General features: G+C 72.9%; 22 protein-coding genes. 11 read left to right on the plus strand and 11 right to left on the minus strand.

Annotated features, from left to right (window positions below):
- Positions 1 to 12: 12 nt before the first annotated feature.
- Genes BMZ92_RS03600 through BMZ92_RS03610 form a run of 3 tightly spaced genes read right to left on the minus strand, consistent with a single transcriptional unit; the run spans position 13 to position 2485 of the window.
- Positions 13 to 906 (minus strand): universal stress protein, encoded by an 894-nt coding sequence (locus BMZ92_RS03600; protein ID WP_245782863.1) that lies wholly within the window; start codon positions 904 to 906, stop codon positions 13 to 15.
- Positions 907 to 917: 11 nt separating this feature from the next.
- Positions 918 to 1583, minus strand: coding sequence for a CBS domain-containing protein (locus BMZ92_RS03605; RefSeq protein ID WP_091504183.1), 666 nt, complete (start codon positions 1581 to 1583; stop codon positions 918 to 920).
- Positions 1584 to 1588: 5 nt separating this feature from the next.
- On the minus strand, positions 1589 to 2485 hold the full coding sequence (locus BMZ92_RS03610) for a universal stress protein (protein ID WP_091504184.1): 897 nt from the start codon (positions 2483 to 2485) through the stop codon (positions 1589 to 1591).
- A gap of 158 nt (positions 2486 to 2643) precedes the next feature.
- On the opposite strand from BMZ92_RS03610, the gene BMZ92_RS03615 reads away from it, so the two are divergent.
- Positions 2644 to 3249, plus strand: coding sequence for a DoxX family membrane protein (locus BMZ92_RS03615; RefSeq protein WP_091504185.1), 606 nt, complete (start codon positions 2644 to 2646; stop codon positions 3247 to 3249).
- Between the two features lie 76 nt (positions 3250 to 3325).
- On the opposite strand, the gene BMZ92_RS37225 is transcribed toward BMZ92_RS03615, so the two are convergent.
- Positions 3326 to 3484, minus strand: a complete 159-nt coding sequence (locus tag BMZ92_RS37225) for a hypothetical protein (protein WP_177228517.1) — start codon at positions 3482 to 3484, stop codon at positions 3326 to 3328.
- 141 nt (positions 3485 to 3625) lie between these two features.
- On the opposite strand from BMZ92_RS37225, the gene BMZ92_RS03620 reads away from it, so the two are divergent.
- Positions 3626 to 4228, plus strand: a complete 603-nt coding sequence (locus BMZ92_RS03620; protein ID WP_091504186.1) for a hypothetical protein — start codon at positions 3626 to 3628, stop codon at positions 4226 to 4228.
- A 22-nt stretch (positions 4229 to 4250) separates the two neighbouring features.
- Here the strand turns inward: BMZ92_RS03620 and BMZ92_RS03625 are convergent, their stop codons facing one another.
- A complete protein-coding gene (locus BMZ92_RS03625; protein ID WP_091504187.1) occupies positions 4251 to 5228 on the minus strand; it encodes an Acg family FMN-binding oxidoreductase in 978 nt (325 codons plus the stop codon).
- 90 nt (positions 5229 to 5318) lie between these two features.
- On the minus strand, positions 5319 to 5825 hold the full coding sequence (locus tag BMZ92_RS03630) for a DUF2231 domain-containing protein (protein WP_091504188.1): 507 nt from the start codon (positions 5823 to 5825) through the stop codon (positions 5319 to 5321).
- Between the two features lie 115 nt (positions 5826 to 5940).
- Here BMZ92_RS03630 and BMZ92_RS03635 point away from each other — a divergent pair, with 115 nt between their 5' ends.
- The 6 genes from BMZ92_RS03635 (at position 5941) to BMZ92_RS03660 (ending at position 12077) form a co-directional block, all read left to right on the plus strand.
- Entirely contained in the window at positions 5941 to 7260 is a 1320-nt protein-coding gene (locus BMZ92_RS03635) for a ferredoxin reductase family protein (RefSeq protein WP_245782864.1), read from the plus strand.
- A gap of 11 nt (positions 7261 to 7271) precedes the next feature.
- Complete coding sequence (locus BMZ92_RS03640; protein WP_091504189.1) at positions 7272 to 7682, plus strand: FMN-binding protein; 411 nt, start codon at positions 7272 to 7274, stop codon at positions 7680 to 7682.
- Positions 7682 to 8410 carry an FAD:protein FMN transferase gene (locus BMZ92_RS03645; protein ID WP_091504190.1) on the plus strand — a complete coding sequence of 243 codons (729 nt, stop codon included), beginning with the start codon at positions 7682 to 7684 and terminating at the stop codon, positions 8408 to 8410. Before BMZ92_RS03640 ends, BMZ92_RS03645 begins: the two co-directional genes overlap by 1 nt.
- Positions 8407 to 9078: a response regulator transcription factor gene (locus tag BMZ92_RS03650; RefSeq protein ID WP_281245141.1), complete on the plus strand. Its 672-nt coding sequence runs from the start codon at positions 8407 to 8409 to the stop codon at positions 9076 to 9078. The genes BMZ92_RS03645 and BMZ92_RS03650 overlap by 4 nt, the downstream gene beginning before the upstream one ends.
- Complete coding sequence (locus BMZ92_RS03655) at positions 9075 to 10265, plus strand: sensor histidine kinase (protein WP_143249784.1); 1191 nt, start codon at positions 9075 to 9077, stop codon at positions 10263 to 10265. The genes BMZ92_RS03650 and BMZ92_RS03655 overlap by 4 nt, the downstream gene beginning before the upstream one ends.
- A 78-nt stretch (positions 10266 to 10343) precedes the next feature.
- Positions 10344 to 12077, plus strand: a complete 1734-nt coding sequence (locus BMZ92_RS03660; protein WP_177228519.1) for a GAF domain-containing sensor histidine kinase — start codon at positions 10344 to 10346, stop codon at positions 12075 to 12077.
- 4 nt (positions 12078 to 12081) lie between these two features.
- Here BMZ92_RS03660 and BMZ92_RS03665 read toward each other — a convergent pair whose 3' ends face one another.
- Both BMZ92_RS03665 and ppk2 read right to left on the minus strand, forming a co-directional pair.
- A complete protein-coding gene (locus BMZ92_RS03665) occupies positions 12082 to 12795 on the minus strand; it encodes a sigma 54 modulation/S30EA ribosomal C-terminal domain-containing protein (RefSeq protein ID WP_143249785.1) in 714 nt (237 codons plus the stop codon).
- 67 nt (positions 12796 to 12862) lie between these two features.
- Positions 12863 to 13654, minus strand: coding sequence for a polyphosphate kinase 2 (ppk2, locus tag BMZ92_RS03670; RefSeq protein ID WP_091504193.1), 792 nt, complete (start codon positions 13652 to 13654; stop codon positions 12863 to 12865).
- A gap of 214 nt (positions 13655 to 13868) precedes the next feature.
- Between ppk2 and BMZ92_RS03675 the strand changes: the two genes are divergently transcribed.
- Positions 13869 to 15338 (plus strand): bifunctional aminoglycoside phosphotransferase/ATP-binding protein, encoded by a 1470-nt coding sequence (locus BMZ92_RS03675; protein WP_091504194.1) that lies wholly within the window; start codon positions 13869 to 13871, stop codon positions 15336 to 15338.
- 46 nt (positions 15339 to 15384) lie between these two features.
- On the opposite strand, the gene BMZ92_RS03680 is transcribed toward BMZ92_RS03675, so the two are convergent.
- Positions 15385 to 16041: a CBS domain-containing protein gene (locus BMZ92_RS03680; protein WP_177228520.1), complete on the minus strand. Its 657-nt coding sequence runs from the start codon at positions 16039 to 16041 to the stop codon at positions 15385 to 15387.
- Positions 16042 to 16187: 146 nt separating this feature from the next.
- Between BMZ92_RS03680 and ftsH the strand changes: the two genes are divergently transcribed.
- Positions 16188 to 18077, plus strand: coding sequence for an ATP-dependent zinc metalloprotease FtsH (gene ftsH, locus BMZ92_RS03685; protein ID WP_091504195.1), 1890 nt, complete (start codon positions 16188 to 16190; stop codon positions 18075 to 18077).
- A gap of 422 nt (positions 18078 to 18499) precedes the next feature.
- Entirely contained in the window at positions 18500 to 18781 is a 282-nt protein-coding gene (locus BMZ92_RS03690) for a hypothetical protein (protein ID WP_091504196.1), read from the plus strand.
- 4 nt (positions 18782 to 18785) lie between these two features.
- On the opposite strand, the gene BMZ92_RS03695 is transcribed toward BMZ92_RS03690, so the two are convergent.
- On the minus strand, positions 18786 to 21035 hold the full coding sequence (locus tag BMZ92_RS03695) for a heavy metal translocating P-type ATPase (protein WP_091504197.1): 2250 nt from the start codon (positions 21033 to 21035) through the stop codon (positions 18786 to 18788).
- Positions 21032 to 21433: a hypothetical protein gene (locus BMZ92_RS03700; protein ID WP_091504198.1), complete on the minus strand. Its 402-nt coding sequence runs from the start codon at positions 21431 to 21433 to the stop codon at positions 21032 to 21034. The genes BMZ92_RS03695 and BMZ92_RS03700 overlap by 4 nt, the downstream gene beginning before the upstream one ends.
- Between the last annotated feature and the right edge of the window lie 92 nt (positions 21434 to 21525).

Below are 21525 nucleotides of genomic sequence, written 5' to 3' on the forward strand. Positions count from 1 at the left end.
ATCAGCACCCGCTCACGGGCGGACCACCAGCACGGGGCAGCGGGCGTGGTGCAGGAGCGCCTGGCTCGTCGAGCCCAGCAGCATGCCCTGGAAGCCGCCCCGGCCGTGACTGCCGACGACCACCAGCTGCGCCTTCCCGCTCCACTCCAGCAAGCAGTGCCGCGGCCTGTCCTTCAGCACCACGCGATCCACCCGCACGTCCGGGTACTTCTCCTGCCAGCCCGCCAGGCATTCGGCGAGCACACGGGCCTGTTCCTCCCGCGTCGGCGCGGTCTCGACGAGCCCGTATTGGACGGGAAGGGTCACGTAGTCGGCGTCGCTCCACGAGTGGACCGCCACGAGCGGCACCCCGCGCCGCGAAGCCGCGTCGAAGGCGACCTCCAGCGCCCGCGCGCTCGCTGGGCTGCCGTCGACGCCGACGACCACCGGCCCGCCCGGTGTCCCGGGTGGACGGACCACCACGACCGGACAGGCGGCGTGCGCGACGACCGAGACCGCGGTGGAGCCGGTCAGCATCCCGCGGTAGCCTCCACGGCCGGACGCGCCGAGCACGACCATCAGCGCCCGTCGCGACTCGTCGAGCAGCAACGGGACGGGCTGGTGCCGGGCCCGTTCGGTCCGCAGCGGAACCCGCGGCGCGACCTCGCGGGCCACCGCGGCCGCGCGCACCAGGTCCGCCTTCGCCGCCTGCTCGACCGAGTCGACCGGCACAGGTGGGACGGGACCGCCCTCGCCGTACCACGCGATCGCCGGATCGAACCCGGACACCAGGTGCAGCCCGGCGTGCCGGCTCGCCGCCTCGCGCGCCGCCCAGCGGACGGCTTCGAGCGCCCGCGCGGATCCGTCGACGCCGACGACGATCCCGCCGACGGCACGCTCATCCTCCATTGTGGATACGACAGGCATGTCGTCCTCCTTCAGACCGCCCCGGCGTCGTCCACGTCGAACTTCAGCTCGTCGTACACCGCGACGACACCGGGAATGGCTTCGGTCAGAGCCACCGCGCGGCGGGCCTCGCTGCGCAGTTCCACCGACCCCCTCAGCGTCACCTCACCATCGCGCACCCGGGCACTCGTCCGGTCGGGATCCGCCCACAGGCACCGGCGCAGCACGTCCTGCTCGACCTGCTCGCGCAGCTCCTCGTCGGAGCGCAGGAACACGTGCAGCAGGTCCCGTTTGGACAGTACGCCGACGAGCCGGCCGGAGCCGTCGACGACGTACAGCCGCCGCAGCCCCTGGCGCAGCAGGCGCCGCGCGGCGGCCGCGGCCGGTTCCTCGCGGCCGATCACGTGAACCCGGTCGCTCATCACGTCCCGCGCCGTCGTTCCCCTGCCGCGGTCCCAGCGCCGCCAGCGAGCGCGGGAAGCCAGCACCGACGGGGGCTCGGCCTTTTCGCGCTGGCCTTCCTTCAGCAGCAGGTCGGTCTCCGACACCACGCCGACCGGGTGGTCGCCGCCGTCGAGCACGGGCACCGAGCCGATCTTGTACTCGGTGAGGATCGCGACCAGGTTCTTGAACGGAGTCATGGGCGACACCGTGACGACCGGATGGGTCATCAGGTCCGCCACCAGCGGCTTCCGCACCGGCCTCACCTCCTGTGCCGCGCGACGAGGACCGGGCACAACGCATACGACATGACCCCCTGGCTCGTGGAACCCAGCAGCAGGCCCGAAAACCCACCCCGGCCCCGGCTGCCGACCACGAGCAACTGCGCGCGGTCGGCCACGTCGAGCAGTGCCGCCGACGGCCTGCCCCGGGTGATCACCCGCTCCACCGCGACCTCCGGGAACTTCTCCTGCCACCCGGCCAGCCGTTCGGCGAGCACCTCGGACTCCCTCGCCTCGACCGCGGCCTCGTCGGGGGTCCAGTGGGTCTCCTCAAACACCGCGGACAGGAACGCGTCGTCCCAGGCGTGCACCGCCATCAGCGGCACATCCCGCCATGACGCCTCCTCGAAGGCGATCGCCACGGCCTCCTCGCTCGACGACGACCCGTCGACGCCCACCACGACCGGCCCCTCCGACGGCGGTTCGTCGTCCCCCGCGTGCCCGCGCACCAGCGCGACCGGACACGCGGCGTGCGCGCTGAGGGCGATCGACAACGATCCCGCGAACACCCGCGCCAGCGGCCGCAGCCCCGGTGTGCCGAGGACGAGCAGCGGCGCCGCCTTCGACTCGTCCAGCAGTACCTCACCCGGTGCTTCGCGGCTCAGGACGAGCTCGACGGGCAACTCCGGCGCGACTTCCCGGACGGCATCGCGGGCCGCCCGCAGCAGGCGGTGCCCGCGCATCCGGACCACCTCCAGCAGGTCGTCGCCGACCGGCAGGCCACGCGGGTAGTGCAGGGACCGCTCGTCGGTCGCGTGGACCAGCCGCAGTCCGCGGTGGCGTCGCACCGCCTCCCGCGCGGCCCAGCGAGCGGCGTGCAGCGCACCAGGCGCCGCGTCCACGCCGACGGCCAGCATGCCCGTGTTGTTGTCCACCATCGCCGTTCGCTCCTCTTTTCCTTGTCACTCAAGCGAAAGCTAGCCGCATCGCGGCACAGCGACGGCGGGCGTTCGTCCTCCGCCCAGAGGACTTTGTCCCCCAGACTCCCTCCGCGCCGGGGAGTGGAATCCGGGGCGGAGCGAGGAGAGGAGATCCGATGTCCATTCAGTACGACCCCAAGCTCAACGACGAACTGCAGGTGCCGCCCCAGCGCGCGGCGCAGACCGCCCGCGTGCACGGCGCGGTGATGACCCCGACCGCGGCGAAGGTGATGGCCGTGCTGCGGGTGGCCACCGGGCTGGTCTTCCTGTGGGCGTTCCTGGACAAGACCTTCGGCTGGGGCTACTCGACCACGTCGGCACAGGCGTGGATCAACGGCGGCTCGCCGACCAAGGGGTTCCTCAGCCACGTCGACGTCGGCCCCTTCGCGGGCACGCTGCGCTCGTGGGCCGGAGCGCCCTGGGCGGACTGGCTGTTCATGACCGGCCTGCTCGCCATCGGACTCGCCGTGGTCCTCGGGATCGGCCTGCGCGTCGCCGCCGTGACCGGCACGCTGATGCTGCTGCTGATGTGGGTCGCCGAGTGGCCGCTCGACCGGTTCACCGAAGCGGGCCAGCCCAGCGGCTCGACCAACCCGATCATCGACTACCACCTGCTCTACGCGATCGCGCTCATCGCGCTGGCCGCGGTCTACGCCGGCAACACCTGGGGCTTCGGCCGCCGGTGGGCGCAGGTCGTGCGGCAGCGCCGCTGGCTGCTCTGAAAGCGTGGCTCGGCGTAGTGGGGGCCCGGGCGTTCGTCCGGGCCCCCACTACGCGACGGGTGCCGCCGCCGCGGGGTCACCGCCGCGCCGTCCGCTTGCCACCGGAGGCGAGCGCGCCCAGGAGATCGATGGCGAGGCAGACGAACAACGCGACGCCCCAGTTGTTCCACGGGCCCCAGGAGGCCACCTCGGGTGTGCGGTAGATCAGCCACACGATCAGCCAGATGACGGTCATCGTCCTCACCTCGGGCGCGACGCTACGGCCGGGGTGGGCGCCGGTCTGGGGCTGTTGGGCCCCTGTCCGGGGGACCTTCGGCCGCTGCCCGCCACCCGTCCCCCCGGGTGGACTCCGGGGCACGCACCGGAAGGAGTCGCCATGAGCACCACCGAAGGCCTGCCCACGCTGCTCGCCGACCGCTTCGCGCCGCACTACGACTTCATGCAGACCCGGCACCTGGTGGCCGCGGCTCCTGCGGAGCGGGCGTACCACGCCCTGCGCGCGCTCGACTTCACGGAGGTGGGCGGCGGGTTCGTCGACGCCGCGTTCCGCGTCCGCGAGCTACCGGAACGGTGGCACAACCGCCACCACCGGATGCCCCGCAGGCCGACCAGGCTGACGATCGACGACATGACCGCGGGCTCCGAGTGGGTCGTCCTCGGGGAACGGCCGGGCACCGAGATCGCGGCCGGCGTGGGCGGCCGGTTCTGGAAACCGGTCGTCGAGTGGCGGCGGATCGAACCGGAGGAGTTCGCGTCGTTCTCCGAGCCCGGCTGGGGCAAGATCGTCTTTTCGCTGTCGGCACTGCCCTACGGCCGGGCGCGGGCCGTGCTCACCTACGACGTCCGGGTGGCGCTCGCCGACCGCGCGAGCCAGGCGAAGTTCCGCGCCTACTGGACCGTGGCGGCGCCTCTCGTCGGGGCCGTGCAGAACGCGACACTGCGCACGGCCGCGCGGCACGCCGAGCAGCCGGAGGGCTGAGGACCGGGATCGCCGCTACCTCTCAACGGGAGGCGCCACCCCGCCGCACAACCGCTTCCGCCGGACGGCGTCCCGTTCCTGGGCTGGGGAACCCGTAGCCGAACCGCAGCATGGCCTGCGGGTGCGCGCGGCCGCCGACCAGTGCGCGCAGCGCCGTGCGGGTGGCAGGCACCTCGACGGGCTGCGACAGGAACGATGCGCTGATCCCTTGTGACGCGGCCGTCAGCAGGACCCGCTGCATTGCCTGGCCGGTGCGCAGGTGTGCCAGGGCCGTGTCGGTGTACGAGGCCAGCACCGCCACCAGCGGCTGCTGTTCGTAAGGCCGTTCCGCCCGGGTGTCCTCGTCCGCGTACTGCCGGAGGGACAGCAGGCTGCCCACCGCCGGCCGCGGTCCCCCGGCGAGCACCGGCACGCCGTCCTCGCGGTCACGCCCCTCGACCGTCCACCGCCGAAGCTCCTCGCGGAACGCCGGGTCCTGGCTCTGCACGTGCTCGGCGCGGCGCAGCAGCCTCGCGGCTTCGTCGAGGCGCGCGGGCTCCTCGAGCACGAACAGCTCCGCGCCCTCCACCCGCGCGGCCCGCACCAGTGACTCCCGCACCCGCACCGGCACCGGCTGGTCGGTGAACGGACGCCGGTTGCTGCGGCGGCGGAAGACCGCCCTCGCCAGCACCTCGTCAGCGGGAGCGGGGTGGTGCACCCCGCCCGCGCCGACGAGCGCGACGAGCTCCGGGCGCTCGTGGTCCGGCAGCAGGTGGACCACGGACCTGCGCCCCGCGGCCCGCAGGGCGACCCGCATGTTCAGGACCGCGGCGCCGCACGACAGGCGGGCCTCCCGGCCGTCGGGGTCGACGACGCCGAGCACCCGCCGCGGGTCGAGGAACACCGCGATCCGGTCACCGTCGAACTCGAAGCTCCACGGCTGGGTGTTGTGCGGTGAAGGCGCCCGCACGGCGGCTTCCAGTGCCGCGGTCAGCGGGCCGGAGAGACCGGAACCAGGCATCTCATTCCTCCTCCGAGGCTGTGGGAGGGATGATCCGCCGAGCCGGCAGCGCTCCGGAGAGGCCGACGTCCCCGGTCCACGGGACCTCCGTCAGCCGTCGTCGCCCTCGTGCTGGGGCGCGGTGTACTGCACGCCGCTCCACGCGGCGCGGGCACCGGAGTCACCGATGCGCACCACCTGCACGGCGGACACGACGGCGAGGCCGACCGTGAGCACCACGAGCACCGGCACGACCGCCCGCAGCGGCGGGCGGGCCGCGCCCGGGGCCTCCCGCGGGCGACGGGCGAACCAGACCAACGCCGCGAGCACCACCAGCAGGGCGGCGACGAACACCAGCAGCTGGTCGCCCAGGTGCGCGTGCTCACGGATCAGCTCGGTGGGCACCAGCCGGTCGCGCAGGTCCTCGCCGCTGCTCGTCGCGATCGGGATGCACACCGTCGCGACCGCGGTGACACCCACGGCGAGCCAGCCGTAGCGGCGGCGCGCGGCGGGCCACAGCGCGACCACGAGCGCGGCCAGCACCGACAGCGGTACCAGGACGACCACCGCGTGCACGACCATGACGTGCAGCGGCAGACCGGAGATGAAGACAGGCATCAAGCCCCCTGTTCGTGCGGCGGACGCGGCACAGCCTGCCGACGGTTCCTGGGAGATTCCTGGGAACGCCGAACTTCCCAGGTTTCACCCAGAAACCGCGCCGAAACTGGGGTTCGTGAACGCGAGATGGTGGCTGACCGCCCTGCTGGGGCTCAACGCGGCGTGGGTCACGGACCTGTTCGTCCTGGGCCATGAGCTCAGCGCGCCCGCCGGTCCGCTGACCGCGCTGGGCCGCCTCACCGGCCTCTACGGCGCGCTGGCGCTCGTGCTGCAGCTGGTGCTGATCTCCCGGCTGCCGTGGCTGGAGAGCCGCCTGGGCCTGGACCGGCTGACGCTGTGGCACCGGTGGACGGGGTTCTGGGTGCTGTGGCTGGTGGTGGCCCACGTCGTGTTCATCACCCTCGGCTACGCGTCGCAGGACGGCTCGCCCGTCCTCGCCGAGGTCGGCACCCTCGTGTTCCACACCGACGACGTGCTCATCGCGACAATCGCGTTCGTCCTGCTGCTGGCGGTCGCCGCGACATCCGCCCGCGTGGCGCGGCGGCGGCTGCGGTACGAGTCGTGGCACCTGGTGCACCTGCTCGCCTACCTCGCGGTCGTACTGGGGTTCCTGCACCAGGTCACGGTCGGCCAGGACTTCACGGGTTCCCCGATCGGCCGGGTGTACTGGTGGTCGCTCTACGGGCTCGCACTCGGGCTGATCGCGGTGTCCCGCATCGGCCTGCCACTCGTGCGGAACCTGCGCCACCGGCTGCGCGTGGAGTCCGTGATCCGCGAAAGCCCAGACGTGGTCTCGGTGGTGATCACCGGGCGGGCGCTCGACGCGCTCCCGGCGCGGGCCGGGCAGTTCTTCCTCTGGCGCTTCCTCACCCCCGGCCACTGGCACGAAGCCCACCCGTACTCGCTGTCGGCCATGCCGGACGGCCGGAGCCTGAGGATCACCGTCAAAGCGCTCGGGGACGGCAGCGCCTGGCTGCAGACCGTCCCGCCCGGCACGCGGGTGCTCGCCGAGGGCCCCTACGGCGCGTTCACCGCGCGGCGCCGCACGCGGCGGCGGGTGCTGCTGATCGCCGGCGGGGTGGGGGTGACCCCGGTCCGCGCACTGCTGGAGGAGTTCGCCCGCGAGCACGACGACATCGCCCTGATCTACCGCGCCAACACCGCGGAGAACGCCGTGCTCGCCGACGAGCTGCGGCGCCTCGCCTCCCTGTGCGGCGCGCGGATGTTCCTCGTCCTCGGGCCCTCCACGGCGGTCGGCCGCTTCGGTCCGGTGCTGGGTGCCCGGCACCTGCACGCGATGGTGCCCGACGTCCGCGAGCGCGACGTGTACGTGTGCGGGCCGCCCGGGATGACCGACGCCGTCCGCCGCACCCTCGCCGAGCTCGGCGTCCCGGCCGGGCAGTGCCACACCGAACGGTTCGCCTTCGCCGCGTGAAAGGAGCCCCGATGCGCAAGACCCTCGTCGTGGTGGTGCTGGGCGTCGCGGCCGCGCTGCCGCTGTTGCGCTACCAGTCCACACCGTCGGCCGCCCAGCCCGCTGCCGCTACCGCTCCCCCGGCCTCCCAGGCACCGAGCGGCAGCAACGGGTCTACTGTGGACGGTCCAGTCGTCGACAGCGACTACGGTCCCTACCAGGTGCGGGTCACCTTCAGCGGCAGTCGCATCACCGACGTCACCCTGATCACCGAACCCGGGGACCGGCACAGCCAGCGCATCGCGAACCGGGCCGCGCCGACCCTGCGGCAGGAAGCCCTGCAGGCGCAGAGCGCGCACATCGACACCGTCTCCGGCGCCACCGCCACCAGCGAGGCCTACGCGCAGTCACTGCAGGGCGCGCTCGACGCGAAAGGCCACTGATGCGGCTGGTACGCCAGATCATGAGCCTGCCCATCTCGCTCGAAGTGCCCGCCGACGCCGCCGACGCGGCTGAGCGCGCCTTCGCGTGGCTGCGCGAGGTGGACCGGCGGTTCAGCCCCTTCCGCGCTGACAGCGAAGTCACCCGGTTCACGCCCGGCGGCCCGCACAGCGAAGAGATGCGGGAGATCCTCGATCTCTGCCGCACCTACGAGCACCGCAGCGGCGGCGCTTTCCGCGCGTGGCTGCCCGGCCGCGGCTTCGACCCGTCCGGCGTCGTGAAAGGCTGGGCGGCGCAACGGGCGGCCGACCTGCTGCGGGCCGAAGGGGTGGGCGAGTTCTGCCTCAACGCCGGAGGTGACGTCTTCGCCGCGGGCCGGACCTGGTCGGTCGGCATCCGCCACCCCGACCAGCCGATGGCGGTGTGCGCGGTGCTCGCGGTCCGCGACCTGGCCGTCGCCACGTCGGGCAGCTACGAACGCGGCGAGCACGTCATCGACGGCCGCACAGGACGCCCGGCGCGCGAGCTCGTCAGCCTCACCGTCGTAGCCGCCGACCTCACCACGGCCGACGCCGTGTCCACCGCCGCCTTCGCCCTCGGCCGGGACGGCATCGCCTGGGCCGCCGCGCAGCCGGGATGCCTCGTGCACGCGGTCGACGCCGGACGCCGGGTGCACCACTCGTCCGCGCTGGGCGGCCTGCTCGTGCCGCCCGGCACAATGGCGTCGTGAACGGGCAGGCACCGCGCGTGCTGGTGGTCGAGGACGATCCCCAGCTGCTGGCCATGCTCACCCGGCTGCTGACCGAGGAAGGTTACGACGTCGACGAGGCCGCCGACGGCCAGCGCGGGCTCCACCTGGGCCTGACCCGCGACTACGACGTCCTGCTGCTGGACCGGGGCCTGCCCGCCGTCGACGGGCTCGACCTGCTCGCCCGGCTGCGCGGCCGCGGCGTGGTGACGCCCACCCTGATCCTGTCCGCGCTCGGCAACCCCGCGGACCGGGTGGTCGGGCTCGACGCCGGGGCCGAGGACTACCTCGCGAAGCCCTTCGACATCGACGAGCTGCTCGCGCGCCTGCGCGCGCTGCGCCGCCGCCACCTCGACACCGCGCGGACCCTGCCGGTGCCCGGCGGACGGCTCGAACTCGACACGCGCCTGGTCGTCCGCGACACCGCCGAACCGGTCCGGCTGTCGGAACGGGAGTCCGCCCTGCTCGCGCTGCTGGCCACCCGGCCCGGGCACGTGTTCTCCCGCGCCCGCTTACTGGCGCTGGTGTTCGACGAGGCCGAACACGAGGCCGTGGTCGACAGCTACGTGCACTACCTCCGGCGCAAGCTCGGCCGCAAAGTGATCGACACCGTGCGCGGGCGCGGTTACCAGCTGGGCCGGACCGCGTGAACCCCGAGACCCGGATGCTGCGGCGCACGGCGCTCGCCGCCGGCCTGCAGTCCGCGCTCGCGGTCGCGATCACCGTCGGCGTGCTGTGCGGGGTCGCGGTGCTCATCGTGCTGCGCAGCCAGGAAGCCGACCAGAACACCCTGCTGGTCACCACCGTGGAGCGCACCGACGACGTCACCGACCCGCCGGCGGGGTTGTGGCTGGCCATCGAACGGGACGGGCACCTCGACCTCACCCCTGGCCTGCCCGCCGAGGCCCTCGACCGGAACGCACTCGCCGCGACCGCCGCGGACGGCGTCACCCGCACGACCGGGACGTCCGCGCGGCACGACGAATACCGCACGCTGACCCAGCGCCGCGGAGACGAGGTGGTCCAGGCCGTGCTCGACCTGCGCCCCGCCCATGTCGAACGCGACCGCCTGATCAAGGCGCTGCTGGTCACCGGCGCGGTCGGGCTCGTCCTCGCCGCCGCCGCAGGTGCCTGGTCCGGCCGCCGCGCGCTCGTCCCGCTGGCCCGCGCGCTGTCCCTGCAGCGCCGGTTCGTCGCCGATGCCGGGCACGAACTGCGCACCCCCCTCACGTTGCTCACCACTCGCGCGCAGCTCCTGCGGCGCCACGCAGTGGGTACCCCGCTCGAGTCCGAAGTGGACGAACTCGTCACCGATGCCCGCCACCTCACCGGGATACTCGAGGATCTGCTCCTCGCCGCGGATCCGCGTGAGGGCCGTTCCCACCAGCGCACCGACTTCGCCGCGACCGTGCGCGACGCGGTGACGGCCGCCCGTCCCGCCGCCACCGAACGAGGCATCCAGCTCGACCTCGCCGAGAGCGCCGCCACGCCCGTCAACGGCACCGAGACCGCGCTGCGCCGCGCGGTCACCGCCCTGCTCGACAACGGAATCCGGCACGCCACGAGCACCGTGACCGTCGCCGTGCAGCAGTCCGGCAAGCACGTCACCCTCACCGTCACCGACGACGGGACAGGCATCGACCCCGAGGTCATGCCGACCCTGTTCACCCGCTTCGCCCCGGGCCCGGCCGGGCACGCACCCACCGGCCGCCGCCGTTACGGTCTCGGGCTCGCCCTCGTCAGCGAGATCGCCGCCCGCCACGGCGGCTCGGTATCGGCGCACAACGCCCACGGACACGGCGCCGTCCTGCGCCTCTCCCTGCCCCGTGCGTCCTGACGGCTGAGGCCCGAGGTGGCGCAACCAGCGACGACGCCAGCCATGGTAATCCTGGAGCGCGAATGTCAAGCTGGGCCGATGGTTGATGAGGACCCCCGGCACGGAGAAGCGTCTCCCTCGCTGCGCAGCACGTTGTCGCAGTTGAGGCTGCGGGAGCTGCTGCGCGAGGTGCAGGACCGGGTGGAGCAGCTCGTCGGCGCCCGGGACCAGATGGACGGGCTGCTCGAAGCCATGCTCGCCATCGCCGCGGGCCTCGACCTGGCAGCAACTCTCCGCCGGATCGTCCACGCCGCCATCGAGCTGGTGGACTGCGGCTACGGCGCGCTCGGCGTGCTCAACGCCGACGGGGTCGGGCTCGCGCAGTTCGTCTACGAGGGCATCGACGAGGAAAAACGCGCCGAGATCGGGCACCTGCCCGAGGGCCACGGCCTGCTCGGCCTGCTCATCCAGCAGCCCAAACCGCTGCGCCTGGACGACCTGGGGCAGCATCCGGCCTCCTCAGGGTTCCCGGCGCACCACCCGCCGATGCGCAGCTTCCTCGGCGTGCCGGTCCTGGTGCGGGACAAGGTGTTCGGCAACCTCTACCTCACGGAGAAGGCCGGTGGGCAGCCCTTCACCGAGGACGACGAGGTCGTCGTGCAGGCGCTCGCCGCCGCCGCGGGCATCGCGATCGAGAACTCGCGCCTCTACGAGGAGGCGAAACTGCGCCAGCAGTGGCAGGAGGCCACCAGCGAGATCCGCGCCGAACTGCTCTCCCAGACCGGCTCCGAGCAGGTCCTGGACCTGATCGCGCACCGCACCCTGGCTCTCACCGGCGCCGACTACACCTTCCTCGCCCAGCCCGAAGATCCCGAACTGCCCGCCAGCGAGGTGCAGACGCTGGTGGTCACCGTCAGCGTGGGGCTGGACTCGGACAGGCTGCGCGGGCGGCGCATCCCCGTCCACGGGTCCAGCTGCGGCACCGCCTTCCACGAAGCCAAGCCGGTGCACACCCACCGGCTGCGTTACGACCTGGACCGTGACCTCGACGAGGAGTTCGGCCCGGCGCTCGTCCTGCCGCTGCGCGCCTCCGCCGACACCGTCTCCGGTGTCCTCGTCGCACTACGCCGGCTCGGCCGCGAACCGTTCGCGGCCGACCAGCTGCCCCTGGCGGCGTCCTTCGCCGACCAGGCCGCGCTCGCCCTCCAGCTCGCCGACGACCAGCGCCGCCTCTACGAACTCGAAGTCCTCGCCGACCGCGACCGCATCGCCCGCGACCTCCACGACCACGTCATCCAACGCCTGTTCGCCCACGGCCTCGCCCTCCAAAGCACCCGACTGCGCACCCGCTCCCCCGAAATCCAGCGCCGACTGTCCGACGCCGTGGAGGACGTGCAAAGCATCGTCGCCGAAATCCGCACCGCGATCTTCGACCTGCACGGCGGCCTGCAGGGCACCACCCAGCTGCGCAAGCGGCTGCACGAAATCATCGCGGAGATCACCGCCGAATCCGGGCTCCGGTCGACCGTACGGGTCTCCGGCCCGCTCGGCGTCGTGTCGGCCGAGCTGGCCGAGCACGCGGAGGCCGTCGTACGCGAGGCGGTGAGCAACGCCGTGCGGCACGCACGGGCGAACACGGTGACCATCACCATCTCCGTCGGCGACGACCTCGTCATCGACGTCACCGACGACGGCAGGGGCATGCCCGCCACGGTCGCCCGCAGCGGGCTGCACAACCTCGCGACCCGGGCAGAGGAAGCGAGCGGCGCCTTCCGCGTCCAGACAGCCGAGGCCGGCGGCACCAAACTGGTCTGGAGCGCGCCCGTCTCGTGAAGCGTCAGCCGGCGGTGACAAGACCGAGGTCGCCGTCGTGCCGCCGGTGCAGCAGGGCGCCACGGCCCGTGCCGGCCTCGGCGAAGAACAGGAACGGGCGGTCGTCGAGCTCGAAGCGCTCGCGGGCCTCGTCGAGGGTCAGGCGCGGGGCGGGATGGGGGCTTACCGTGGCCGGGCCGCCCTGCACGGCCGGATCGAGCCCTGCGAGCCGAAGGCCGCCGGGAACCCGGTAGAGCACGCAGTCCTGCCCGGTGCCCGCGTCGGTGAACAGGTGGAACTCGTAGCCCAGCGCCTGCAGTTCCTCCGCGGCGACGGCCACGGCGACCGGGGCCAGGCTGAACGTGCGGTGCCGCACGATCTCCCGGTCCCGGACCGCGACCGGCCGGGCCGGGCGGTGGCGGTCCGCCGCCGCGCGGTGCCGCCCCGCCCGGTCCAGCGCCCGCCGCACGCAGTCCTGCAGGTGATCCACGGCCGTGGCGACGGTCTCGCCGTCCACGTCAACGTGCAGGATCCGCCCGTTGAGATCGATGGTGGCGGAGATCCGGACGGCCGCGGCCGCGTCGTTGCGCCGGGCGATCGTCGCCCGGGCCGCCAGTACCGGCCGGGGTGCTCGCGCCAGGGCGTCGTGCAGGCGGCGGCGCAGGTGCTCGCCCGCGCCGGGCAACTGCCCTCGCACACTGATTTCGATGCTGCCGAGGGGAATTCCGTTGTCGTTCACGCCACCGACCCTGCTCCGCGTGGTCGTGAGCGCGGAGGGCACAAAGACCTCGGGGACCGGACGTCGGTCACAACGTGGCGGCGTGGTCGGGCACGTAGTTGCCCGGGTTCTTCTCCGGGCGCCGATAGCCCGTGGCCGGCGGACGTTGCGGCAGCCGGATCGCCGGCGGGGGCACCTCGTGGTACGGCACGCTGCCCAGCAGGTGCGCGATCATGTTGACCCGCGCGCGGCGCTTGTCGTCACTGTCCACGATGGACCAAGGCGCCTCGGGTATGTCGGTGTAGAGGATCATCTCGTCCTTGGCGCGGGAGTAGTCGTCCCAGTGCTCGATGGACTCCAGGTCCACCGCGGACAGCTTCCAGCGGCGGACCGGGTCGCTCAGGCGGGCGCGGATCCGGTGCTCCTGCTCGGTTTCGCTGACCGAGAACCAGTACTTGCGCAGCAGGATGCCGTCCTCCACCAGCAGCCGCTCGAAGATGGGGCACTGGTGCAGGAACCGTCTGTGCTCCTCGTTCGAGCAGAAGCCCATCACCCACTCGACCCCAGCGCGGTTGTACCAGCTGCGGTCCATCAACACGATCTCCCCCGCCGCGGGCAGCTGTTCGACGTAGCGCTGGAAGTACCACTGCCCGCGCTCCCGGTCGTCGGGGCGTGGCAGGGCGACGATCCGCGCGACACGCGGGTTCAGGTACTCGGTGATGCGCTTGATCGTGCTGCCCTTGCCCGCCGCGTCGCGCCCTTCGAAGATCACCACGAGCCGCCGCCGCTCGGCGCGCACCCACTCCTGCAGCTTGACCAGCTCGGCCTGCAGCCGCGCCAGTTCGCGCTCGTAGACCTTGCGCGGCAGCCTGTCCCCCATCACACGCCGCCCGGGGACAGCACGCCGGCGAAGGTTTCATGCCCGGCTTCGACGGGCCGTCCGTCCCCCCGCTCCGGCACCGTGTGCCGGTAGGTCTGCTCTGTCACACCCCCAGGCTCCGCCCGGGCCGGAACCGGGGCTAGGGACTGCCGGCCCCGGCGACCATGACGTAGTGCCCTTCCCCGCCCGCCGGGTCCGGCGGAACGCTCGGGCCATGACCGTCAGCGCCCTGACCTCCCGCACCACCGGCCACTGGGCTGCGGTGCGCGAGACCCACATCGGCTCGGTGTTCCTCGTCGGCGACCGCGCCTACAAGCTCAAAAAGCCCGTGGACCTCGGCTTCCTCGACTTCACCCGCCGCGAGACCCGGGAACGGGTGTGCCACAAGGAGGTCACCCTCAACCGCCGGCTCGCCCCGGACGCCTACCTCGGCGTCGCGGACGTCACCGGGCCGGACGGTCAGGTGTGCGACCACCTCGTCGTGATGCGGCGGATGCCCGACGACCGCAGGCTGGCCACGCTGGTGCGCGAAGGCGCACCCCTGGCGGGCACGGTCCGCGACCTCGCCCGCGTTCTGGCACGGTTCCACGACCGGGCGCAGCGTGGTCCGGAGGTCTCCGCGCAGGGCACCCGGGACGCCATCCGCGCCCGGTGGCGCGCCAGTTTCGCCCAGGTCCGGCCTTTCCACGGACCGGTGCTGGACGCGGACATCGCGGCCGAAATCGAGCAGCGGACCGAGGAGTTCCTCGCGGGGCGAGAGGCGTTGTTCGAGCACCGGGTGAACACCGGACGTGTCGTCGACGGGCACGGGGACCTGCTCGCGGACGACATCTTCTGCCTGGACGAAGGCCCCCAGATCCTCGACTGCCTGGAGTTCGACGACCACCTGCGCTGGGTGGACGCGCTCGACGACGTCGCGTTCCTCGCCATGGACCTCGAGCGGCTGGGCGCACGCGAGCTCGGGCGGTCGCTGCTGGACCACTACGCCGAGTTCTCCGGCGACCCGGCACCATCCGCGTTGCGCCACCACTTCCTGGCCTACCGGGCGTTCGTCCGGGTGAAGGTCGCGTGCCTGCGCCACCAGCAGGGCGACGACGCGTCGGCGCAGCTGGCGCGCGACTACGCGGACATCGCGCTGCGGCACCTGCGCCAGGGCGTGGTGCGGCTGATCCTCGTCGGCGGGCTCCCGGCGTCCGGGAAGTCCACCCTGGCCGGTGCGCTCGCCGACCACCTCGGCGCGACGGTGCTGCGCAGCGACCGTGTGCGCAAGGAGCTGGCCGGCCTGCCCGCCGAGCAGAGCGCCGCCGCCGAGTACGAGCGGGGCATCTACTCGCCGGAGCACACGAAACGGACCTACGACGAACTCGTCCGGCGCGCCGAACGCCTGCTGGCGATGGGTGAGACGGTCGTCCTGGACGCGTCGTGGAACTCCGCCGAGCACCGTGCCGTAGCCGCGGCACTGGGCACCCGGACCCACAGCCGCCTGAAGCCGTTGCGCTGCTGGGCGCCGGAGGCGACGACGTCCACGCGGCTCGCCTCACGGAAGGGCGGGATCTCCGACGCCACGCCCCGGATCGCGCGGCACATGGCGACCCACGTGCACCCGTGGCCCGACGCGCACGTCGTCTTCACCGCCGGCACGGAACGGGATTCCCTCACCCAGGCGCTGGCCTACCTGGACTGACCGCGGAAGGTGCCGTCGGGGCTTCCCGGCGGCACCTTCCGCGGTTTCAGCGCCCGTCGTCCCACACGTACCCGAGCCGGTTGCACACCTCGACCACCCCGGGCACCGAGGCGGTCAGGGACCCGGCTGCCGCGGCCGAACTGCGGTATTCCAGCCGGCCCAGCAACATGACCTCGCCGTGGTGCACCGTCACGCTGTAACAGCCCGGCGCGGCCCCCAGTGCTTTGCCGAACACCTCGGTCTCGACGTCCGCCTTGATCTGCTCGTCCGGGCGGAGGAAGACCCCGAGCAGGTCGCGCCGGGCCACCACGCCGACGAGCTTTCCGTTTTCCAGCACGAACAACCGCCGCAACCCACCGCCGCCCAGCCTGCGGGCGACCGCGGGCAGGGGTTCGCCGACGTCCACCGTCTGCGCCGGTGCGGTCATCAGCTCACGCGCCCGCACAGCACCGGCCTTGTGCCACGCTGCCTTGGTGCGGGACCGGGCGAAGCCGGACGGCGGCTCCTGGTCCCCGGCGTACTCCTCCTTGGGCAGCAGGTCGGCCTCGGACACCACGCCCAGCAGGGTGCCGTCGTCGCCTACGACGGGGACGGCACTGATCTCGCGTTGCGCCAGCAACACCGCGACATCCTTGAATTCGGCCTCGGGTGAGACCACGTACGGGTCCCTCGTCATCACCGCTCCGACGGTCAACGTTCGCATGGGCTCCTCCTCGTTCCTCGGTCACCGAAGCTAGGCGCGGCGCCACAAGCGGAAGGAGAGACTTCAGGCATCGCGGTGGAGGACTTTCGCCGCTGCTGCCGCCGTGCCGGCGTGCGGTCTCCTGGAAGCCGACGAAAGGAAGGCCCATGTCGCGAACCGCCCAGTCCGGGCCGCCGCCGGATCCCGTGCCGAAACCGGAGCCGCCCAAGCCCCCGGTGTGGCGGACGTGGCTGGTCTCGCTCGGTCTGCTGGCCGTGATGTTCCTGCTGTTCCTGCCCAGCATCCTGACCAGTTCGGCGGGTACCACGCCCTCGCTGTCCTACACCGAGCTGGTGACCAAAGTGGACTCCGGGCAGGTCAAGGCGGTCGAGATCGACGATCACGGTTCGGTCGGCGGCACCTACTCCGACGACTCGAAGTTCACCAGTCAGCTCCCCACCGCGCTCGGCGACACGCAGCTGGAGCAGAAGCTGCAGGCGCACGGAGTTCAGGTCACGGGCAAGGTCTCCTCGTCGGGCTCCGCCTGGCTGGCCGTCCTCATCGGACTCGTACCGGTGGTGCTGCTCATCGCGTTCATCGCCTGGGCCGGGCGCAACGCGCAACGCTCACTGGCCGGGGGCCTTGGCGGGTTCGGCCGGTCCAAGGCGAAGATCATCGAAGCGGAGCGGCCCACGACCCGGTTCGCCGACGTCGCCGGATACGAAGGTGTGAAGCAGGAAGTCAGCGAGGTCGTCGACTTCCTGCGCAACCCCGAGCGCTACGCCGCCGCCGGTGCGAAGGGCCCCCGCGGGGTGATCATGGTCGGGCCGCCGGGCACCGGCAAGACACTGCTCGCCCGCGCGGTGGCGGGCGAGGCCAGCGTGCCGTTCCTGTCGGTCACCGGCTCGGCCTTCGTGGAGATGTTCGTCGGCGTCGGCGCGTCCCGCGTACGGGACCTGTTCACCGAGGCCCGCGACCGCGCGCCGTCGATCATCTTCATCGACGAGATCGACGCGGTCGGCAGCCGCCGCGGGATCGGCGGTGTGGGCGGGCACGACGAACGCGAACAGACCCTCAACCAGCTGCTGGCCGAGATGGACGGTTTCGACCAGAGCAGCGGCATCGTGGTACTGGCGGCCACGAACCGTCCCGAGACACTGGACGCGGCGCTGCTGCGGCCGGGCCGGTTCGACCGGCAGGTCACCGTGCCCCTGCCGAACCAGGCCGAGCGCGCCGCGATCCTCGCGGTGCACGTGGCGGACAAGCACCTCGCCCCCGACGTGGACCTGCAGCTGATCGCCCGTGGCACACCCGGTTTCTCCGGGGCGGACCTGGCGAACCTCGTCAACGAGGGCGCGATCAACGCCGTCCGGGACAACCGCACCCTCATCACCCGCGACGACCTCGGCGCCGCCCGCGACCGGGTCCTGCTCGGGCGCCGCGAGACCTCCAACGCCCTGCTGCCCGAGGAACGCCACTCCGTCGCCGTGCACGAATCGGGGCACGCGCTCGTCGCGGCGTTGTGCGAGCACGCCGATCCGGTCGAGAAGGTGACGATCCTGCCCGCCGGCATGGCGCTCGGCGCGACCGAGCAGCTGCCCGAAGCCGAACGGCACCTCTACAACGAGGCCTACCTGAAGGACCTGCTCGCGGTGCGGCTCGGTGGCCGCGCGGCCGAGCTGGTCGCGTTCGGCCAGGGCTCCACCGGTGCCGCGAACGACCTGTCGGGCGCGACCGACCTCGCCACGAAGATGGTGACCGAGTTCGGCCTGTCCCCCGCGCTGGGGCCGATCGGCTACCCGGCGACCGAGGCGGCCTACCTGCCCGGTGCGCCGGGAGCGGCAGGGCACCGGTACTCGGAGGAGACACAGCGCGTCATCGACGAGGAGGTCGCGCGCCTGCTGCGGGAGGCGGAGAAGCGAGCGGTCGCGCTGCTCACCGCGCACCGCCCGGCGCTCGACAACCTCGCCGCCGAGCTGATGACCCACGAAACCGTGGACGGCGGGGCGGTCCTCGAGGCCTTGGCGCGGGAAGGCGCACTGGCACCGACGAGGTGAAGCCGGACACGTGGTCCTTTCTGTCGGTGGGTGGGGCTAGCGTCGGGCTGTCACTGCCGATCAACCTGGAGCAGACATGTTCGAACGCGACGCGGACTACCCGAAGGCTGTCGCCAGCTACGACGACGAAGGGGTGGACGCCGCGATCGACTGGTGCTGCGAGCACCTGCGGGACGGCGACGCGCTCACCGTGTGGACCTACCTCAAGTCCAACCTGCGGAACTGCACGCCGCTGCAGCAGTTCGTCGCCCGGTACTCCGACGTCGTGCACGTGACCGGCAGGGGCGGCGGGTCCGTCCGGGGCACTGGTCCGGTGCTGATGGCGTGGCCGGACATGGACGACATCGGGCAGCTGACGCAGCACAGCGGCCATCGCATCCGCGCGCTCTGCGTCCTGGCTCAGGATCACGAAGCGATCAGAGATGAAGAGCCTCACCAAGACGATCAACCACAGCAACACCATTTCCGCGGGTTTCGAGAAGGACATGGTCGTCGGCACCCTGCTCGCACTGCACGACGCCGGCGTTCCGATGGACGGCGAGGCGATGCAGGGCCGGGCGCTCGCCAACGGCTGGTCGGGCAAGAACCCGCAACGGCTCGCGCAGTACGTGCGCGACATCAACGCCGGGAAGCGCCCACGTTCTCGCCGCGTGTTGCGTACGGACTACGTCGAGTCGCTCCGGGAACGTGCCGGGAAGCGGTGACCCCTCACTCCCGCGCGAGCGTGAAGTACGCCTCTTCCTCCTGGGCGAAGTGCAGGGTCAGCACGGCATCCAGGCCGTACAGGGTGGCCCGCAGATCGTCGACCTGATCCGGCTGGATCGGCCCCGCCGCCAGGTGCCTGCCGAGCCTGCGCACCAGCCGCTCGATTTCGGCGTGGGAGCGGCTCATCGTGACGGTGCCCTCCGGGCCGCCGAGTACCGGGGTCAGTGCCGGGTACAGCTCCGACTCCTCCGCGCGCTCGTGCGGCAGCAGCTCCGCCACCAGCATCCGGTGCGCCTCCCGCACCGCCGCGTCCGCCGCCGGGCCCGCGCCTTCGGCCAGCGCGTCGGCGGCCTGGCGGACCGCGGCGCGGACCGGCACAAGTCCTGCGTGCTCACCGGAGAACCGGTGCAGCAGCTCGTCCGGGCCGGTGCGCGGACGGCGGCGGTGCAGGGCCCGCAGTGCGTTGAGGATGACCGCCACGTCGATGGCCTCCTGCACGACCGCGCCGGCGACCGGCACGAGCCAGCCGAAGGCCGCGGCCGCCATGGCCAGCAGCGACAGCACGGTCCCGGCTCCCGCGCTCTGCACGGCCAGCCGTCGCGTGCGGCGAGCGATCTCGATGACGTCCGCGAGCCGGTCGATGCGGTCGTCGAGGATCACCGCGTCGGCGGCCTGCGCGGCCGCGGTCGATCCTCGCGACCCCAGTGCGATGCCGACGTCCGCTGCCGCGAGCGCGGGTGCGTCGTTGACACCGTCGCCCACCATGACCGTGACGTCGCGCTCGTGTTCGGCCCGGACCCGCTCGATCTTCTGCGCGGGCGTGGCATCGGCCTGGACCTCGTCGACCCCGATGAGCCCAGCCACCTCCCCCGCGTTGTCCACCCGGTCGCCGGTCAGCAGCACGACGTGCGCGAGCCCGGCCGCGCGCAGCCGCCGCAGCGTCCGGGCGGCGTCGCGGCGAACCTGGTCCCGCACGAGCAACGCCGCCGTTGGCACCCCGTCTCGTGTGACCCACACCAGCGACGCCAGATCGAGACTTCCCCGCCGCATCGCGTTGCGCGCCCACGGGGGCAGGTCGGCGGCGGAACCCAGCTTTCCCACGTGGACGAGGTGCCCGCCGACCGTCCCGTGCGCGCCGCGCCCGGGTTCCTCGGTCACCGATTCCGCTTGCGCCGCGACGACGTTGGCCCGCCGGGCCGCTCGCGTGACCGCGGTGGCCAGTACGTGCGGGGAGTACCGCTCGACCCCGGCGGCTTCGGCCAGCACCTGTCCCGCGGTGACCCCCGGCGCGCACACGACCGCGAGGACCTCCGGCCGTCCCTCGGTGACCGTGCCGGTCTTGTCCATCGCCAACCGCCGCGCCTGCCCCAGCAGCTCCAGCGCCGCGCCGTCCTTGAGCACCACACCGGCCCGCGAGGCCAGCGACATCCCGCTGGTGACCGCAACCGGCACGGCCAGCAGCAGCGGGCACGGCGTGGCCGTCACGAGGACGGCCACGGCACGCCCGGGGTCCCCGGTGAGGGCCCACGCGGCCGCGGCGATCAGCACCGACAGCGGCAGGAACCACATCGCGATCCGGTCGGCCAGGCGCGCGACCGGTGCCGTTCCGGCGGCGGCCTGCTCGGCGAGCCGGACCACGCCCGCGTAGGTACTGGCCTCCGCCGTGGCGGTGACGCGCAGGTCCACGGCCGCTCCGGCGTTCACCACGCCGCTGCGCACCGGGTCCCCGCTGCGCCGCGCGACGGCGGCCGCCTCCCCGGTGAGCGCCGACTCGTCGAAGGCGCTGTCACCGAGCAGCGTCGCGTCGACGGGCACGACCTCGCCGGGCAGCACCACCACGCGGTCGCCGACGGCTATCCGCCCCACCGGCACGGTTTCCAGCTCATGGCCGCGACGGCGGTGCGCCTGGCTCGGCGCCCGCTCCAGCAGCGCCGACAGGTCACGCCCCGCCCGCCGCTGCGCTGCGGACTCCAGCAGGCGGCCGGTGGCCACCATGGCCGCGATGATCGCGCCCGCCAGGAACTCGCCGACCGCGAGCGTGCCCGCCAGCGCCAGCACCGCCAGCAGGTCGGCGCCCCACCGGTGCGCCCGCAGATCGGCGGCCACCCACCACACAGCCGGAACGAGGGCGAGCGCGTCAGCCACCGCCCACAGCACGTCCGCGGGCACCGGGCCGGCCAGGCGCGCGAAGCCGCCCGCCGCCAGCAACGAGGCCACCGCGATGAGCAGCCGGGCTTCCCACGAGAGTTTCACCTGCGGACTCCCCGGAGTCCCTGCAGCCCGGTGTGCAGGACCGCGACCCCGGCGAACGCGAACACCGGCTGCAGCCAGCTGTAGGTACGCACGAACCCCACCTCGACGGCGATCCACGCGATCAACAGTGCGCCCGCGACCACCGCCGCGGCACTGGTCCGGGCGTCACCGCGGAGACCGAGGGTGGTGACGACGGTCATCGGCACGCCGACGACCACCGCCAGCGCCACCCCGGCGAAGACCGGGCTCTCGAAGGGCAACCGCGCCTCGACCCCGGGCCCGAGCACTCCGGTCGCCACCGCGACCGCGCCGGCGTAGGCGAGGATCGCGATCAGGCCGGTGAACGAGGCGAGCCAGGCGTGCCGCCGGGTGTCGCTGTGCCAGTCGAGTCTGCTCATGCCCCCACTGTCGAAGCACCCGCGAGCCCGGCACAGGGGAGCACGTCCCCGCGTGGAGCGACCTTGTGCCCTTCGCCGGCGCAACGGCGGGT

Origin of the sequence: Amycolatopsis sacchari, from assembly GCF_900114035.1 — a bacterium.
Taxonomy (GTDB): Bacteria; Actinomycetota; Actinomycetes; order Mycobacteriales; family Pseudonocardiaceae; genus Amycolatopsis_E; species Amycolatopsis_E sacchari.

Excerpts from the sequence above, each read along its gene's own strand:
- BMZ92_RS03645 (WP_091504190.1), top strand. The coding sequence starts at position 7,682 with ATGCGGCTGGTACGCCAGATCATGAGCCTGCCCATCTCGCTCGAAGTG.
- BMZ92_RS03680 (WP_177228520.1), bottom strand. The coding sequence starts at position 16,041 with ATGCGAACGTTGACCGTCGGAGCGGTGATGACGAGGGACCCGTACGTG.
- BMZ92_RS03700 (WP_091504198.1), bottom strand. The coding sequence starts at position 21,433 with ATGAGCAGACTCGACTGGCACAGCGACACCCGGCGGCACGCCTGGCTC.
- BMZ92_RS03615 (WP_091504185.1), top strand. The coding sequence starts at position 2,644 with ATGTCCATTCAGTACGACCCCAAGCTCAACGACGAACTGCAGGTGCCG.
- BMZ92_RS03610 (WP_091504184.1), bottom strand. The coding sequence starts at position 2,485 with ATGGTGGACAACAACACGGGCATGCTGGCCGTCGGCGTGGACGCGGCG.
- BMZ92_RS03660 (WP_177228519.1), top strand. The coding sequence starts at position 10,344 with ATGGTTGATGAGGACCCCCGGCACGGAGAAGCGTCTCCCTCGCTGCGC.
- BMZ92_RS37225 (WP_177228517.1), bottom strand. The coding sequence starts at position 3,484 with ATGACCGTCATCTGGCTGATCGTGTGGCTGATCTACCGCACACCCGAG.
- ftsH (WP_091504195.1), top strand. The coding sequence starts at position 16,188 with ATGTCGCGAACCGCCCAGTCCGGGCCGCCGCCGGATCCCGTGCCGAAA.
- BMZ92_RS03690 (WP_091504196.1), top strand. The coding sequence starts at position 18,500 with ATGAAGAGCCTCACCAAGACGATCAACCACAGCAACACCATTTCCGCG.
- BMZ92_RS03625 (WP_091504187.1), bottom strand. The coding sequence starts at position 5,228 with ATGCCTGGTTCCGGTCTCTCCGGCCCGCTGACCGCGGCACTGGAAGCC.
- BMZ92_RS03630 (WP_091504188.1), bottom strand. The coding sequence starts at position 5,825 with ATGCCTGTCTTCATCTCCGGTCTGCCGCTGCACGTCATGGTCGTGCAC.
- ppk2 (WP_091504193.1), bottom strand. The coding sequence starts at position 13,654 with ATGGGGGACAGGCTGCCGCGCAAGGTCTACGAGCGCGAACTGGCGCGG.
- BMZ92_RS03600 (WP_245782863.1), bottom strand. The coding sequence starts at position 906 with ATGCCTGTCGTATCCACAATGGAGGATGAGCGTGCCGTCGGCGGGATC.
- BMZ92_RS03675 (WP_091504194.1), top strand. The coding sequence starts at position 13,869 with ATGACCGTCAGCGCCCTGACCTCCCGCACCACCGGCCACTGGGCTGCG.
- BMZ92_RS03640 (WP_091504189.1), top strand. The coding sequence starts at position 7,272 with ATGCGCAAGACCCTCGTCGTGGTGGTGCTGGGCGTCGCGGCCGCGCTG.
- BMZ92_RS03620 (WP_091504186.1), top strand. The coding sequence starts at position 3,626 with ATGAGCACCACCGAAGGCCTGCCCACGCTGCTCGCCGACCGCTTCGCG.